The organism is Paenibacillus gorillae (assembly GCF_000513275.1).
Lineage (GTDB): Bacteria > Bacillota > Bacilli > Paenibacillales > Paenibacillaceae > Pristimantibacillus > Pristimantibacillus gorillae.
On the sequence record NZ_CBVJ010000103.1, the window covers coordinates 22240 to 39611 of the forward strand.

General features: G+C 44.5%; 12 protein-coding genes and 1 pseudogene. 2 read left to right on the forward strand and 11 right to left on the reverse strand.

What is annotated here, in order from left to right; genetic code table 11:
• The first annotated feature begins 1049 nt into the window (after positions 1 to 1049).
• Positions 1050 to 1538 carry a DedA family protein gene (locus TY10_RS19460; RefSeq protein ID WP_042167071.1) on the forward strand — a complete coding sequence of 163 codons (489 nt, stop codon included), beginning with the start codon at positions 1050 to 1052 and terminating at the stop codon, positions 1536 to 1538.
• A gap of 107 nt (positions 1539 to 1645) precedes the next feature.
• Here the strand turns inward: TY10_RS19460 and TY10_RS19465 are convergent, their stop codons facing one another.
• Together TY10_RS19465 and TY10_RS19470 are read right to left on the reverse strand one after the other, a co-directional pair.
• Positions 1646 to 3562, reverse strand: a complete 1917-nt coding sequence (locus TY10_RS19465; protein ID WP_162160643.1) for a methyl-accepting chemotaxis protein — start codon at positions 3560 to 3562, stop codon at positions 1646 to 1648.
• A 544-nt stretch (positions 3563 to 4106) separates the two neighbouring features.
• Complete coding sequence (locus TY10_RS19470) at positions 4107 to 5060, reverse strand: 5'-nucleotidase (RefSeq protein ID WP_042167073.1); 954 nt, start codon at positions 5058 to 5060, stop codon at positions 4107 to 4109.
• Between the two features lie 317 nt (positions 5061 to 5377).
• Between TY10_RS19470 and TY10_RS32610 the strand changes: the two are divergent.
• Positions 5378 to 5677, forward strand: a pseudogene (locus tag TY10_RS32610) (IS4 family transposase); the annotation flags it as partial.
• Positions 5678 to 5825: 148 nt separating this feature from the next.
• On the opposite strand, the gene TY10_RS19475 reads toward TY10_RS32610, so the two are convergent.
• The 9 genes from TY10_RS19475 to TY10_RS19510 form a co-directional block, all read right to left on the reverse strand.
• Positions 5826 to 8123, reverse strand: a complete 2298-nt coding sequence (locus TY10_RS19475) for an AAA domain-containing protein (protein ID WP_042167076.1) — start codon at positions 8121 to 8123, stop codon at positions 5826 to 5828.
• Between the two features lie 64 nt (positions 8124 to 8187).
• Positions 8188 to 8616, reverse strand: coding sequence for a hypothetical protein (locus TY10_RS19480; RefSeq protein WP_042167079.1), 429 nt, complete (start codon positions 8614 to 8616; stop codon positions 8188 to 8190).
• A gap of 394 nt (positions 8617 to 9010) precedes the next feature.
• Positions 9011 to 10963, reverse strand: coding sequence for an ATP-binding response regulator (locus tag TY10_RS32300; RefSeq protein WP_337588372.1), 1953 nt, complete (start codon positions 10961 to 10963; stop codon positions 9011 to 9013).
• Entirely contained in the window at positions 10944 to 12128 is a 1185-nt protein-coding gene (locus tag TY10_RS32305) for a 7TM diverse intracellular signaling domain-containing protein (protein WP_337588373.1), read from the reverse strand. Before TY10_RS32305 ends, TY10_RS32300 begins: the two co-directional genes overlap by 20 nt.
• Positions 12129 to 12251: 123 nt before the next feature.
• Positions 12252 to 12677 (reverse strand): MerR family transcriptional regulator, encoded by a 426-nt coding sequence (locus TY10_RS19490; RefSeq protein WP_052350653.1) that lies wholly within the window; start codon positions 12675 to 12677, stop codon positions 12252 to 12254.
• 112 nt (positions 12678 to 12789) lie between these two features.
• Positions 12790 to 13803: an aldo/keto reductase gene (locus TY10_RS19495; RefSeq protein ID WP_042167081.1), complete on the reverse strand. Its 1014-nt coding sequence runs from the start codon at positions 13801 to 13803 to the stop codon at positions 12790 to 12792.
• Between the two features lie 195 nt (positions 13804 to 13998).
• Positions 13999 to 14706, reverse strand: coding sequence for a DNA alkylation repair protein (locus TY10_RS19500; RefSeq protein WP_042167083.1), 708 nt, complete (start codon positions 14704 to 14706; stop codon positions 13999 to 14001).
• A gap of 14 nt (positions 14707 to 14720) precedes the next feature.
• Positions 14721 to 15293 carry a GNAT family N-acetyltransferase gene (locus tag TY10_RS19505; protein WP_042167085.1) on the reverse strand — a complete coding sequence of 191 codons (573 nt, stop codon included), beginning with the start codon at positions 15291 to 15293 and terminating at the stop codon, positions 14721 to 14723.
• Between the two features lie 123 nt (positions 15294 to 15416).
• The coding region (locus TY10_RS19510; RefSeq protein WP_042167087.1) for an S-layer homology domain-containing protein at positions 15417 to 17372 on the reverse strand (1956 nt) is incomplete at its 5' end.

The following is a 17372-nucleotide window of genomic DNA, read 5'->3' on the forward strand; positions in this document are numbered from 1 at the left end:
GATGAGAAATGAAAATAGTCCGCCAAACAAGAAGATCGTAGGGAAAGCATATAAGCAATAAAATATAAAGGATATCCCCCAGTTACTTGCCTCACTTAACGCAAGAAATGAACTGATACATGCAGACACCATCACACTAATTACGAAATAGGTGATGATCAGCCTCTCAACTTTAAAATGGGGGATCACTCGATACTTCTCTGAATCGTTATCAAATTTATCATTCATTGATACCCCTCCATAATAAATATAAGACTTGATAGCACTATTTCTATATTAAATCATTTGGAATATTTTTCGATACTTGTGGCTAGTTTACTTTCTAATAAACAACCCATTATCTACAGCTATTTTTTCGACTGTAACCAAGCCCTCTTTATCCTTACAGTACACTGGAAAACTTAATTCATAATTGCCCAATACTACAGTTTTTATTTTCATGAAAAAGAAACTTGAGAATATAAGTTCTCTCGTAGACAATTTTATTATTTTATCTAAATCATCCATACACTTTATTTTTATAATTTGATACTCGAGATCAATAAGCTCCATACAATCTAGCTGTCTAATTTCATTTAAATCAACATATTCATAAATATCTGGAAAATAAACTAAGACCTCCTGTCCACTTTTTTTGAAATAATGTGCTTATGGTTTTCACAAATCGGTCCTCGTATTTTAAGTTGTGTTCTTGATAAGATGATAATAATCTTGCAGCATCCTCAACCGATAAGTTGTGCGAATAAACGTCCAACATTCCAACACAATACTGAGCAATTATAGATTGATCTTCTTCTTGTTCTATATCTATTCGATGAAATTCACTTTTTATTAATGCCCTACAATTATCCTCGGCTATCTCAATCTTCAGAACGATCATTCCTCTCTCTGCCATCTACCCCAAACAAATTAACCAAACCCACGAATTAAACAGAAATTCAACAAGATTTAAACCGGCCGTAATGCCTATATCGACAAAATACTTTATACTATAAGTAATATCTACACTCTTCTGTACGATACAGTCGCTCATTCAACGGAGGCAAGGCATGGACAATCTAGAAATGATTATCGCAGAATACGGCTACTATGCGATTTACGGTTTACTCACTTTAGGAATCATTGGATTGCCGGTCCCCGATGAAACATTGATGATTCTAATTGGCTATCTCTCCTCAACCTACGTGCTGAACATTTATGACGCAGTGCTGGTGGCCTTCCTAGGAACGATGACAGGAATGATAGTCTCCTTTACGCTCGGCAATAAAGTCGGCAAGCCTTTATTACTGAAATATGGGAAGTGGGTTCGGCTGACACCGCAAAGACTGGAGAAGGTGGAAAAATGGTTTAAGAAATACGGGCCTTGGACCATCGTTTTCGGCTACTATATTCCAGGTGTTCGTCACTTAACCTGTTACATGGCCGGTGTAATCGGCATCAAGTTCCGTCATTATTTAGTAATCGCAGCCATTGGTGCGTTTGTCTGGTGCTGTATATTTATAAGTGTCGGTTTCTTCGGTCATCGATGGATTTTCTAAATAAATTATAAGATAAAACAGGAAATAGCGGTGCGGGGAGTTTATCCCTGCATCGCTATTTCTGCTTTCTGGTCGATTTTCGCCTTTTCATGCAGTATGTTGCTTATTTAGTTGTAAACTGCGCCAGCGACTCTTGCAGCTCCTGAGCCATAGAACTTAACTCTTCGGCTGAAGCAGATATTTCTTCCATGGAGACTAGCTGATTTTTTCGAACCTTTCAAGATGTCTTGCGTATGACGATGTGTCCCTTCTGTCATGCTCACCATCTCGCTCATGGATGCCGATACTTCCTCTGTCCCGGCTGACATCTCTTGCGAGGCTGCCGACACTTCCTGAATTTGATTGGAGATATGTTGGAAAGTTTCTGATATCCGGCCGAAGACATCCCCTGCCTCATTAATGAGCTCCGATCCTTTGAAGACATCCTGCACGCCTTTATTCATTGCTTCTGCAGTTTTAGCAGTAGATCTCTGTACTTCTTGAATTAAATTGCCGATATCCGCTGCGGCGATCGATGACTGTTCCGCCAACTTCTTTACTTCGTTCGCTACGACTGCAAATCCACGGCCTTGCTCACCGGCACGAGCAGCCTCGATGGAAGCATTGAGCGCTAACAACTGCGTCTGACTTGTAATATCACTAATAGTGGAGACAATGTCACCAATCTGCTGCGAGAATGCTTCAAGCGTCCGCATATCTTCTGCTGAATGCAAGACGGATGTGTGGATCAATCCCATTTGTTCAACAACCAGGTTAATTGTGCCAACACCGTTCTGCACCTCCTGCAACGAGCTCTGTGACACCTCTGTTACCATAGATGAAGATTCCGCAATTCGTTGTACGCCCGCCGCCATCTCTCCCATTGCAGTAGAGGTTTGCTCTGCTCCTTGCACCTGGATCTCCCCCGCGCTAAGCACATCTTCTGTCGATTGCACGATGCGATTGGATATGGATACCAAATCCACTGCCGTTGCCGTCAGCTCCTCCGATGAAGCTGCCACCCGCTCTGCGGCATAGCTGGCTTTCCCCACAATATTGGAGAATCTATCCACCATCAGGTTCAAATTGTCGCCAAGCTCGCCAAGCTCATCCTTACGCACAAGGGATATACGCGGAGTCAAATCGCCCGTGGCCAATATCTTTACAGCATTTGTTATTCTAAGAATCGGTTTGGTCAAGCTTAGAGAAACCATTAGAGCGATAACCGCCACTACAAGCGTGGTAACGACGGTTAACCAGATTACTAGATTATTAGCGGTTTGAATTGCGCCATAAACTTCGTCATTATGAACGACCGAGAGCAAACGCCACCCCGTGGATGGAATCGTGTCAAAGCTGATTTCTTGCTCCAGTCCATTCTTATGAGTTACATTGAATATCCCTTTGCTATCCTTCAGAGCAACTGCTTCAAGCTGGGCCACTTCTTCCGCTGTCAACGCCTCATTAATGCTTTTTCCAACTTTATCCGGATCAGGATAGGTTAAAAGCATACCGGTAGGCGACAACAAGTAACCGAAACCGCTCTTTCCAATTTTAATTGTATTCGTAAATACATCAAGATTGGCCGTAGTTAGAGGGCTGAAAACACCGCCCTTGAAGTTATTCTGCTCGTCGAGAATCGGAACGAAGATAACGATAATATTGTTGCCGGTGGCTTTACTTACAAGCAAATCGGTAACGACCGGCTGCTTGGTAGCTTTCGCCTGTATGATGTAATTACGCTCCGATACAGGAATCTGCTGTCCTGCTGTCGTAAAGGCTATATCCTCCTTATTCACGTATACATATTGCTCAACTTCCTTGTTGGAGTTTTCCAATTTCTTAAAATAGTCTATAATTCCAGAAACATTGCCGCTCTTAATATCCTCGTTACTCGCAATTATCTCTTTTAAGAAGGAAATGTTGCGCTGAATCGAGTATTCAATGGCTGCAAGATTAGCTGCAACAACAGCCTCTTCCTTCGTGTGAACCTCTTGAACGATGATTTTCTTCAAATATGAGGAAAAGAAGATGGAGCTAAACAACAAAGGCACTAATGATATTAAAAGAAAAATGCTTATCATTCTAACTTTAAAAGAGTGAAACGACACATTCCTTTTCCATCCTGTTGAATTAACCTGCATTTTGTGCGAAGACATTCCTTCAGCCCCTTATGTCCTATCGTATTTTACATTGTTTCTATTTGGCCTCTCGGCCAAATATTCTTTCGCTGTCCACCCCTGCAAGTGTACAGTAAAAGTGTTAAGAAAATACGTGGAAAGGCACTGAAAATACGTTGCATTTGATTATTTTCATCAATTTTCACAAAAGAATCTTCCACCGTTATTGGCAGCTTCCCTTCTCTCATTCAGCCAATAGATCGTCTACATTAAGTTGCACAATAAAATATGGGCAAAGGGCTTGTAGTATAAAAGAATCTAAAAAGATTATTTGAGCCTCATTGTCCCTTTTCGAACAATTAACTTTTATCGCAAAACACCAAAAATCCACAACCTCGTGCGGCTGTGGATTCATATGGTGGAGGCGAACCGTGGCTGTGCAAAACCACAATTCACCGTAACGTGCTGATTAAGAAATTGGGGGAGGTGGCTTAACCTCATCCTTATTGGCTACTCCAAAAGGAACATGGGCAGAAGGAGAAATACTTGATACTCCTTCAATATGACTTATTTGATCGTCAAAGAAAATGTGTGGTCGAAATACATTCAGCACTCTTCCTTTGTCTACTCCTCCTAGGAAAAATGCCTCATCTACATTAATACCTAAATTTCGTAATGTAGTAACCACTCGTTCATGCGCTGGTGCATTTCTCGCTGTTGCAATTGCTACCTTAATACGTGGAATGTGATTTTCATCTTGGTGCTTCTTTTCCCATTCACGATGTTGTAATCGAGCAATTTCACCGAAAAATTTAAATAACGGACCGGGAGGGAGTGCTTCATTTGCTTTTTGCTTCTCATTCTCATGAAACTTTTCCATACCTAATTTTTTAAAGATTCCTTCAGATGAATCATCAGCAATTATTCCATCAAAGTCAAATGCTATTCGGAGGCCAGGTTCTTCTTCATTATCCACAAACATTGTCGGGAGAACTTGGGCAGCAGGAAGCCCCTTGCTCACAGCTTTTCTCACATCTTCAGGGTTGGCAGAGAGAAACACCGATGCATTAAATGCATCCATATAGACAAACGGATCTGAACCAGTTACAAACGCCGCACGAGATATCGAAAGCCCATGATGTTCTATAGATTTGAAAACTCGAAGACCCGTATCCGGATCATTTCTTGATAAAAGTACAACCTCAACAGGCTGATCATCCGGTTCCTTTCCATTAATCATAAGCAGACGCTTAATAAGTGGAAATGCAACCCCCGGTTCGAAAACAACTTGTTCGTTTTCACGCTGATACTTGCGGTATTCCTCTTCTCCTTTTTCCCTAAAAACCTTGTCCGAATCTTCAAGATTAAATAGAGCGCTTGAAGCAACTGCAACAACAAATTTTTCATCTATTGGAAACGGCATATTCCCTCCAAAATTAACCAGAATGCTTTTATTATAACACAACAGCCGTCAGTATTTTCAAAAGATGCAACCTAACAGTACTGACACAATGGAATCCAGCCACTTGATTTGGCCTTTATCAAATGAACCTCCCTTCTTTGTCCGTTTTTATTTCAAAATATTGGATCAACTTATGATTAACTGAATCCTTCTGTACCCATCTTCATCAAAAAAGCAAAAAGAAAGAACAGACAATAACGCCACTAAGACGCAATCGACATTACTGTCTCATCTGTACTTTACGTCATTGGAGAACGAAATTGTAATAAGCCCTGTTCTATGATTTGTTGATAAACCACACCACGATTGTGTTTTCACGATATATATCCTGCTGGCTTGGCAGCATCGGAAAAGCACAGATGCGCGTTCCTGTAGTGGCTTGTTTTATTTACTGTGCTATGAAGTCGGTAAGATAGATTCGACGATTGCTTTACAATAACTGCTTGATTTGATCAACAAAATCGCCTCAAAGGTGGGCAAAAAGCTTTCAAATCCGATTCAGCGTCAACTCCACCAATGGATTACTTTTGCCCAGCTACATCAAGGCTTGTTTGCCGATTTCATGCTCCGAAAGTTGAAGTTTTAAAATTACGGGTTTATTTTATGAATGACTATACCTTTCTTCTATTAACCTGTCTAGAATCTCTTTCCAAAAAAAGAGCCTTAAGCCCTTGATGGAAAGGAATTTCAGAAAATATAGTATGGATTTTCAGGACACTGTGTGCATCAGCTTGATTGCACAATAGCATCCAGTAGTTCCCTGATCTTCTGCTCCTCCCCACTCTCATTCGTTGCAAATCGTTTTAGCTTAAGTTCGTATTTTGTAAAAATATCATTTTTCATTCTATCCCGTTTAAGTTGTTCCGGTTTATTCTCATGGAACTCAACTCCGTCCACCTCAATGGCAAGGACCGCTGTCTTATCCAGCTTATGATAAATGACAAAATCAACAGAAGCCCGATGCCTGATATACTGCTGCTCACTGTTTTCCAATCTGTCTACATTCTTGAATAGATTCTTTAAAAGAACCTGATTGCCAAGCATAAATCCGCTATAAGCCGGTTCCTGCAAAAGCTCCGTAAGCAATGCTTCCATTAGATTCTCTGATTTGAATTTGGACGCATTAAACCCCCTCGAACGTTCTCTGAATGCACGAAGCTTATCCGAATATTCCTTGTACAATAAATCAAATATCGACACAATTTCGCTCTCCACCACATTTTCATCGAGTGTGCTATATTCCATATACCGCGTGAGATCGCCAATTTCGTTACCGTACTTCCTAAACAAGTTGTGGTCCGTTACCAGAATGAACTTATTTTGCGCACGGGAGACCGCCACATTAATCATGCATGGATTATTTATAAATTTCATACCGTTTCTGCCAGAACGGGTCTGGTCCAACACTGTAGACATGATCATGATTGGCTTCTCCCGACCTTGATATTTATGTATCGTGTCGCTCTCAATATCGTCGGTGAACTGCCCCGCTGCTTTCTCCACCTGCTTTCGGTAAGGGGTGACAAAGCCGATATCCGATTGTCCAATCGCCACTTGCTCCCAACCTGCAAGTATCTCCCTTTCAATAACATCTAGCTCCCGCTGATTGAACTTTCCCTTTTTATCTCCTCGGGTAATTTCCCGCAAGTGATTGCCCGGCAAAGTCCTGTAAATTAGAAGCGGTACATCAGAATCTTGTTCAGCCGTGAAAGTTATTAATTCACCTTCGTAATACTTCTGATTACAGAACTGAATGATTTGGGGATGGCAACGGTAGTGTTCTTTAAGCATCACCTTGGGAATATCATCACCGTATAGGGCAAGCATTGAGGACAGCAGATTATGCTGAAAATAATTATAAGCTTTGCCCACGCCAGCAGATGCGGCATTTCCAACCACATTCTCAATTTCCTTACTCACAATTTGCGGCAATTGTTTGGTGTCACCAACAATGATTGCCCGCTTACAGCAGGATAGTGCAAGCGAGCCAGTAATCAGATCCACTTGTGAAGACTCATCAATAATGACATAGTCAAACAGATCATTGGCCGGAACACAGTTGCGTAAAGAATGAGTCGTGCTTAGTACAATCGGATAATAATCAATGAATGACTTAAAGTTTTTGCTTAACTGATAATCTTTTGCATTACATTCCACGCGGGGAAGATTACGATATTTTTCATACAATTTATGCCGGAAAAGCTGTGCTGAAAACTGCTGGTGCTCCTTCATTAAAGACTGATACGATGCAGACTGAAGTTCTTGTTCAATTTGGTCAATCCGGCCTGAAAGCTCTTCCATCCGTAGAATGTAGAACTTCCGCTGGACATTCAGAATTACGTCTGCCCCCTGTTCCCTCAAGTACTTATACTCGGTGAACCCATGTTTAATAAACAGTTTGAACTTGTATAAAAGGCTATTCTCTTTACCTTTCCTCAACGCAAGGTGGCTATCCTTCATAAACTCAAGCATCCGCTCCGGCGTCTCACGATAGAATGACAACTTTTCTAAAGACTCAACATCCTGCTTGGCGAAGTAGTTCTCAAAATGCTTTTGCTCCAGCACATACGCCGACAGTTGTTGCTTTAAACGCGCCTTCTCCACATCCAGCTCCATCAGCCGGGTAGTGCGGCCATCCAACTCCTGCACCTTGGACAGCAGCTCCACTTCAGGCAACTCACTCTCCCAACCGGAGACCTCGGCAATAGGCAGGTTCGCAAAAAAGATATCCTTATTCTTTTTATTTCCAAGCGCTGCAACCAAAAAGGGATAACCCTCCGCCTCCAGCTTGTCGCGCACATTCTGCACCGCCGCATTGTTGCCCGAGACTACAGCTACCCTTTTCTGCTGCATGACAACCAAGTTGGCTAATATATTTAAAATGGTTTGAGTTTTGCCTGTACCCGGCGGCCCTTCAATAATACTGATCTTACTGCGCAAGGCTTGATCTAGCGCTGTCTTCTGGCTCAGGTTGTACCTGAACGGGAAGATGTGTTGTAATTCAGTAGACACATCTGCATTCACCGGGACCCCATTGACATAGTGGCTCAGTACACTCTCCGGGTGTACAAAGCTGAGTTTGGCAAACTCATTTTTTTAGAAAATCGTCCATCTCTGGCTGCTCTTCTCCGCTCTTGATATTTACAGAAATAGCACGCCAATACTCCATGACCTTCAGCGCATCAGAGTCCTTCACACCACTACTCTCAATTCGAACATGGTCCGCTTCACACGTAATGTAGTTCCCATTTGCGAAAAAAATCCGAATCCTTGGTCCGAAATTCATCACTCGAATAACATTGCTCAAAGGGTTACCCCGAAGGAATACCGCTTGTTTTTTAGTTATTTCTTCAATAAAAGGATTATTGAGAATAACTACATCGCTAATAGGATAAGATTTTGATTCAAGGCAATCTAGGTAAGTTAACTCTATGATGGAATCCAGATGGTTATAGGATGTAATTCGTGAGGTATGATCCTTACCTTTGACTAAAATAAGATAATTTTCTTCTTCCATAGCTATTCCTTCTGTATTCGCGTATTTTGACTTAACATTTAGGGAATTCGATGGATTGTAAGTATATTCCTGCATTGGGATGAAGGTAGCTGGATGGAAAATCGAAAAAAGACACCCTTCCAAGTGTCTTCACTAATACTCTATATGGAGCCGAGCCATGGTTTGGTAAATCCACAATGAAAACACCCTCACCCAGACCCCATGCTACTAAGCTGCTGCTTGCAGCATTCTTTTGCGTTTAAAAGTTGGCGGCCAGCCTCCTGGATTTGAAGTGTAATTCATTGTCTCTCATCCCCTCGTCAGCTTTCATTTTATATACGATGGTATTTTCCGACTGCACTTTTATCGTAGCACACCACACAATTATTCAGCTGCGTCTGTGCAGTGGCCTTCCTCATTTGTAAACGATAAATGATACCGCTGTCCCCCGGCCCGGCTCGCTTGTAATTTGAAGCCCCCTGCCAAATTGACGCTTTAACCGAAGGTCCGTATTGAGCAGCCCAATTCCCGAAGTATGATCGGATTGTTTGACGAGAATACGCTCCAGCGTTTGTTCGTCCATCCCTACACCGTCGTCAGTAACCGTAATTTCAGCATGCGTGTCGAAGTCTGTCAGCCGAATGCTTATCGTGCCGCCCCGCGAACGCTTCATAAGGCCATGTCGAATCGCATTCTCAACAAGCGGCTGAATCGTCAGCATCGGAATCTTCAATCCCCTGCTCTCATCAATCTCCCAGACCACATTCAGCTTCTCTTCGAATCTTTCTTTCTCCACATAGAGATAAGAACGGACGATGCTTAATTCTTCTTCAACCGGTGCGAGCTCGTCCATATTCTCGAGCTTGAATTTATCTCTCAAATGACTGCTGAACGCCTCGATCAAGTCACGCATTCGCTCTGTATCAATCTCGCTTAAAGCAGCTACCGCATTCAATGTATTGAAGAGAAAATGAGGCTGAATTTGCGCCTGCAGCCAGGCTGCTTCCATTCGCAGCCTCTCGCGCACCGATTGCCGAACCTCGGTTAACGCCTTAACTCGCGACCTTAATTCCAGCGCCTCAACCGGCTTGGTTACATAATCATTTGCCCCCGCTAAGAAGGCATTAGCAATGTCTTCCGTCTGGCTTCTTGCCGTCAGGAACAGAATCGGCAGCTCCGTAATCGAGAAGCGTTGACGAATCGTACGCGACAATTCATATCCGGACATTTGCGGCATCATCACATCGGAGATGACCAGATCCCATTCCTTCACATCCAGTAATTCGAGCACCTGTTTCCCGCTTGTAACGGTCGTGATGTCATATTGCTCATGGGATAAAATGCTGTTGATCACTTTCAGATTGACCGGATCGTCATCGACAACCACTATTCTGGGCCGATCGGCTAAGAGCACGGACGGCTGCTCTACAATGAACTCGGGCGAAGCCAGCTCAGAAGCAGGCGGGACTGCAACTTTCGCTGCTGCCAGCTCCGCAGCTGCAAGCACTACACCAACTCCTGGCTCCATCTCGCTCTCCATTCCATCAGACAACTGCAGACTAAAAGTAAACGCCGAGCCTTCACCTTGGACAGAATGCAGCTTCATCGAGCCTCCATGCAGCTCAGCCAGTTGTTTGCATATGCTGAGCCCCAGCCCAAATCCCCCTTCAATCATCGTCATCTCGGAGTGGAGCTGCTCATACGGCTCAAATACTTTGCGCTGCATTTTCTCATCCATCCCGATTCCCGTATCCTTGACCGTTATGTATGCCCTGCCATGTCTCACCTGCGCGCCAATCGATATGACTCCTTCATTGGTAAACTTGATGGCATTATGCAATAGATTGAATAGAATCTGAATGACCCGGTTTTCATCCGCATAGACGGATGGGAAATGCTCCGGAATATCATTCACTAGCTTGACCGGCTTGCCTTCCGTCATGTAATGAAGCATTTCAAGTACACCGCCAGCAACGGTATGAATCGAAAAACTCCGCAGCTGCAGCCGTGGTGAGCTTTCCTTGAGGCGCATGACATCGAGCAGATCATTCAACACCGTCGACATTCTTCTTCCTACCGCTAGGACGGTGCCCAGGTCTTTAATACTTTTCTCACCTAATGAATGCTGCTCTCTCTCTAGTACCGCCTGTGAAATATTAAGAATGCCGTGAAGCGGATTCCGCAATTCATGCGAAGTATTCGCTAGAAACTGATCTTTCATTTTATCTGTTTCTTGCAGCTTCGCCGCCAGCTTCCGGGTCTCCGAATGAACCTGGAAATACCGCCGGAACCAAACGGAAGACAAGCATGCCGTCGATACAATAAGATCGAATGGATAATACAGCACTTTAATACCGCTCAGCAGCAAAAAATCCCCACCATAACATGTGGCTCGCGAACGCTATAAGGGACAGCAGCAGCAGAATGTTTTCCTTTAATTCCTTGAACGAAGTACGAATCAGAGCAACCATCGTCATAATAACCGAACCGCCAAATATAACAAGGTACAGAGGCGAGACCGCAACGACATAACGGACAGGCAGTACCAGCATCAGCAAAACTCCGGCCGCTAATATTATGCCGCATATAAGGTGGACCTTTTTCCAGTTGGCAGGCACTTGATGCATTAAGCACAGCAAGAGCGCGTAGATTGTGATTATGATTAGTAGATGGACCAGCCTAAAGCCCCACTCCAGGCTTAGCGGAATCCAGTAGCTGAACAGCTTCTCGTCACTGCTGAACATAATAATAAACATGGCGCTGAACACGAGCAGAGCGAAATACAGCAAGCCCCTGTCCCTCGTTCCGAGAAAAAACAAGATGAGGGCATAGATCGCATGCATAAGAAAGACAACGATCACCATTTGCTGCAAAGAAACAGACAGCTGTATCTCATGGACAACAGAAACCTCCGTCCCCAGCTTTAATGACCGGATAATACCGCTTCTACGGGCGTCATCATAATTAGCCGCTTGAATGACAACCTCAATGACATCGCTGCCGTTAGCTGTAAAGGAAGCGGAGTATGGAATGTTTTTCGCCTGGTATTCTTCAGCACTTTCCGCAGGCTGGCCGGACTCGCCAATGAGTCTGCCGTTCACATACAGCTCAGAAGAGCTCCGGACACTTGGAATGCTGATGCTATAGGTCGTTTCTAATGCCGGATCTACGAGAATACGCAACCGGTACGAGCCATAGCCGAACGGAGTCGGGTGATCCGGCTCCATGGCGCTATTCCAGCCGCCCGGAACAAGGAGCATTTGCGGTTCCCCGGCAGAAAACGCCGCCGGATGTTTGTCGTTTCCGATTAGCCACAGACGCGGGTAAAATGCCCACTCCCCATCCAGCCTAATCGTTCCTTTCTTCGCAACATCCCAGTTCCGCAAATCCAACTGACCGTTTATAATAGGCGGCTGCTCTTTGCTCTGGAACGAGTAGAGCCATGCCATTCTGGCGCCTACTAGAATCATAATAACTAAGCCAACTATGATAAAAATCTTCCACTTCTCCGTCTTGTTTCGTATACTCGGCAAGATATTGGACTCCTAACTTTGCTTTCTCTGTCGAAAACTATAAATAAATGGAAAATCCATTATACCTTATTTTATCGGATTCATTCCATTGTAAGATTAGATTTCGAGTCCAATTCGTATCATTCAATCCTGCCGCTCCTGCGATTCGTCCAAAGTATCATCATTAGCGTGTGCGATTCTCTCAGCCGTTTGAGAGTTTTTCAAACGTTCGAAATTATCGATTTTATAGTTAATAATTTTCAGTGTTTCATTGATTACATTCATCTGAGACTCGATGCTGCGCCTATGCTCTTTAAGGATCTCATAACAGTTTTCCGATTCCTGTTTGTTCACCGAATTCATATACCGCTGAATTTCCTTCAGAGGCATATCCGTGCGTTTCAAACAATTAATGAAAAATAATCGGTCCAGAATGATCGCATCAAACTCCAATTGACCGTTCTCCTTACGAACTGCCCGCGGTATCAATCCGATTTTCTCATAATAACGTATGGTGTCATAACTTAGTCCCGAGTTTTTGGATACTTCAGCAATTCCGAGCTTAGCCATCTTGCTCCCCCTCTATATACAGCCATACATAGTCAAAAGAGTTGCATCTCCATTGTCAGGCTAGTCCTGTAATGGAGATGCAACTCATAGCTATGCACAGCCAGTTTGCTTTTTATATGCGGCGAAGCTGTTTATTAGCAAGCGCCGGATGATCGGCATTGTAGTTGTCGGCTGGATTAATATCTGTACCCGGGGGCACGATCTCATCAATGCGGTCAAGTATATCTTCACTCAGCTCAATATCCGCTCCGCTCAACAGACTTTCCAACTGCTCCATCTTGCGAGGGCCGACGATGACCGAGCTCACTGCCGGATGCGAGCGAACAAAGGCAAGTGCAAGATGCGGCAGTGAAATGCCTGCTTCTTCTGCGAGTGCTGTAACTTTTCTAAGCGCATCTACTTTAGGCTGCAGAACCGGATTGGTCGTGTCGTACATTGACGGTCTGCCTGTAGCCCTATGGCTTGCATGAGGATCTGTACGCCCGGACAGCCATCCGCCGTTAAGCGGACTGTAGGTAAGAACGCCCATTCCGTAACGTTGAGCAGCCGGCAGAACAGCACCTTCCAGCTTTCTCGTAAAGATCGAGTACATCGGCTGCTCCGTCAGAAACCGGTGATGGCCTCCCTGCTTCGCCGCCCACTGCGCTTCAACGATTGCCTCGGCAGGAAAGGTCGAGGACCCGATCGCCCGCACCTTGCCCTCATGGATCAGGTCAGACAACGCTGACAGTGTCTCGCTGATATCGGTATTATAATCCGGACGATGAATCTGATACAAATCAATGTAATCTGTGCCCAGCCGGCGCAGACTATCCTCCACCGCATGTTTAACCCATCGAGCGGACCCGCCTTGCTGATTCCGGTCTGTACCCATTGGCAAACCGAATTTCGTAGCAAGAATAACATGCTCCCGGCGGCCCTTGAGCGCCTTTCCAACAATCTCCTCCGATTCTCCCATGGAGTAAACGTCGGCCGTGTCGATAAAGTTAATCCCTTCATCCAAAGCTTTATGAATAATTCGTATCGAATCGGAATGATCCGTGTTCCCCATGGCACCCAACATCATTGCCCCAAGCGTGATCTCACTAACCGATATACCTGTCGATCCTAACATCCGATATTTCATTGTTGCTGCCTCCCTTATCAGTTGTCCTTGCTTCAATAGCCTAATACGTGGAGTTGACTCCACGTCAAGCAAGTTATTTCAAGATAGGGTCCGCCTAAACAAATACCGTTCAAAAAATGCAAGGAAGCACCCGAACGCAGCCTGATCTCCAGCCGCGAACCGATGCCTATTGTTTTGGTTCTTATTTTAGTGAATTTAGCATCTTACATGTTTACGCTTGAAACCAATAGCCCCTCTATCAACCGCCTTTTGAATACGTTCGGAAGCAATCAAGAAACTGCTTTTTTTCTTATCCCGGTCAACCTCTACCGGACCTATTTCCTTCGCTGTCTGCACCGCCTGATCATGGAGCTTCACATAGGATAACCCTACCGTATAGACAAAATTATTCATCGAATATTTCGTTCGTTCTGGTGAATCATGAATCGTATTTTTCACCAATTCAAGCATATTCGCAAGCTTGCTCTCCGAAAACTCGTCATCCGGGCGATTCCCTAATAGCCAGCAGTAACAGCTCCAGCCCGCAGACATCTTCAGCTCCTCGCCGCTCGCGATCCACTTATCAGCTACTTCTTGCGCAATGTCCGCTTCCGCCAGTGTAACTGCAACAACAAAATCAGATATCATATAAAAATAAGCTCCGTCGATCCAACGGTCATAATCCGCTGCCGTCATCCCTTTCGGATCTGCAATGATCCCGGCAAAATACATAGCATCATAATTACCAGTCGCATAAAGCTGCTCTGCCAATGGCTGGTTTATTTTTGTTTTTCTAAAAATGGGCTTCATTTGACCCGTAGCCACGCCGAAAAGCGGCTCATGCGCGCCGTTGGATTGGTAGATTTTTTTGGTACGTTCCTTGCCTAGCGCTTCCAGCTCCTGCATAACCATTTCTAAATCCATCGCTTCACACTTCCTTATGTTCTTAGATAGTCTTCTTTAAGAATACTGTATATTTCTAAATCGACAATACCTTTACCTGCCCATAAAGCCGATTGCCTTAATGTTCCTTCTTTAATGAAGCCGTTCTTGAGCAATACCTTCTTGGAAGCCGCATTGTCAGGCATCACTTCAGCCTGAATTCGGTTGACGCTGACATCGTTGAACAAAAACTGGAGCAATAGTGTCACCGCATCCGTAGCGATTCCTTTGCCCCAATGCGCTTCCGCTAAAAAGTAGCCAACCGTCACAGCATTTACCTTCTGGTTAAAGTCCATTGCCTCAATAATACCAAGCAGCCGATCAGGCTCAGCAGCTGCAAATATTCCCCACTTCACTCTGGACCTTTTATTATAGTCTCTGTCGAAATGGCTTATCATACTTTTGACCGTATCTTTATTATGCTTCGGAATAATGCCGCAAAATTCAAATACGGTGTCATTGTCATAGATTTGGAACACTTCGTCCAGATGACGAACCTCAATCTTACCCAATAGAATATCATCCGATTGGAGAATCGGAAACTGCCCATAAACGGCTTCAATGTTCATTCCGTCATCACTCCTCCTCAAAATGAGCTTAAATTGTTCATGTCGCTTTTTCAATGACTTAAAAGAAAAGGTAATGGCTAATGAGCCACTACCTTTTGCATCTGTGTTTATGATTCATCTAGCTTAGCTTAGTTTTGCCGTTTCAAGGAAACGTTGTAAAATAACAGTCGTCTCCGCGCGTGTAATGACGTCATCCGGCTTAAGCTGTCCTTGATTGCCGATGATAATCCCGTATTTGATGTTCAGTGCAGCTGCTTCTCTTGCAGACAAATCCAGCGAGTTGACATCCTTGAAGGGTTCAAGCTGTTTGGTTACTTCACTGTCCGTGATCGTTGTCTCCATGCCGGCAAGCTTCATGGCTTTGGCCAGCAGCACCATGGCGTCTTCCCGGCTTAGCTTCTCGTTAGGATTGTACAGGCCGCCTTTGCTTGCCGTTACCAATCCATAGCTCTCCGCAATAGAAACCGTCTCGTAATACCATTGCCCGCTCTTGATGTCCGCATAGCTCGCAGGCTGTTCGAATACATGCAATCCTAGAGCCCGGATCAGCATCGCCGTGAATTCAGCTCGGGTAATTTGCTTGTTCGGCTGGAAGCTTGTTTCAGATACGCCTTGGACGATCAGCTTGGCTGCTGCTTGCTCAATATCATTTTTTGCCCAATGCTTCTGAATATCGGCAAACGTTTTTTCGTTCGCGATAACAGCGTAGACGCTGTTCGTCAGACTATTGATGACGGCAAAGGATTTTCCATTCTCCTTCACGATTCGAGTAGGTACGGGCGCGATTTTACCATCTTTAGCAATCGTAACGCCCGTTAGAGTCTTACCGGCCAAATTTGCCGCTTCCGGAATGGCGATCGCCCGCTCAACAAAGTGGACGAACTTGTTAATTTCAATGGTTTTGCTGCTATGTGTTGCCGTTATCTTGAAATCAATTGCCGGCGAAACGAAGCTGGCTTTCCCTAATTTACTTGCGGCTGGTACGAGCTCGCTCGCCGGAACATTGGCAATCTCAATATTAATTGCCATATTGCGCAGCGCATCCTCTGAACCAAAACCCTTCGCAATAAGACTCCAGTCGATACCATTGGCAGCAAGCGTATAAGAGGCAAGCTCTGTTTTAATCTGAATGGCTGCATTTTTATCATTTAATATTTTGATAAGCTGACCGTTTAAGAGCAGAAGAACACGATCAGAATTATTGTAAACCGGAATCACAATAGACGGATTTTTCGGCAAGGTATCCAGATAACGCAACAATTTCGTATCATCGAAGGTTACCGTTGTCACTTTATTACCGTTAATTACGACCGTTGTTCCTTTCCCAAGATCATTCAGCTTAACGCCATTGATCTCAATCTCCAGTCCAGTTCCGGGCTGAACGGGCGGCTGCACAGGCGGTTGGACCGGCGGAGTGGGGATATTCAAACTAAATGCAGCGGTCGACTGATTGCCTGCCGCATCGGTAACGACCAGTGTATAGTCGCCGGATACCGCGATTCTCGTTCCAGATAGGAAAGGCTGGCCGTTCAGGGTAGCCGTGCCCTCGTTAAATCCAATCGTTAACGGACTCGTATAACTGCTTGTTCCCGCAGTCAGACCAGTAATGATCGGAGCTGTTTTATCGATCGTAAAGGAAACGGTTGTAACGTTGCCTGCTGCATCGGTCACAACGAGCGTATAGTCATCTTCTGCGCTGACAATTGCGCCGCTTACGAATGGATTGCCGTTCAAAGCTGCTGTTCCTTCATTGAACGTGATCGTTTGATCCGTATTATAGCTGGAGCCATTAGTCACACCACTAACTACCGGAGCTGTTTTGTCGATGGTAAAAGCAAGAGTTGTAACGTTGCCCGCTGCGTCGGTTACGACCAGCGTGTAATCATCTTCTACAGAAGCAGTCGAACCACTTGTGAATGGGGCTCCGTTCAACGTTGCCGTTCCTTCATCAAAAGTGATCGTCTTATCGGAGCTGTATATCGCTCCGTCCGCTACGCCTGTAACAGCTGGCTTTGTTTTATCAATAGTGAAATTGATCGTTGTTGCATTGCCCGCCGTATCGGTGACGACCAGCGTGTA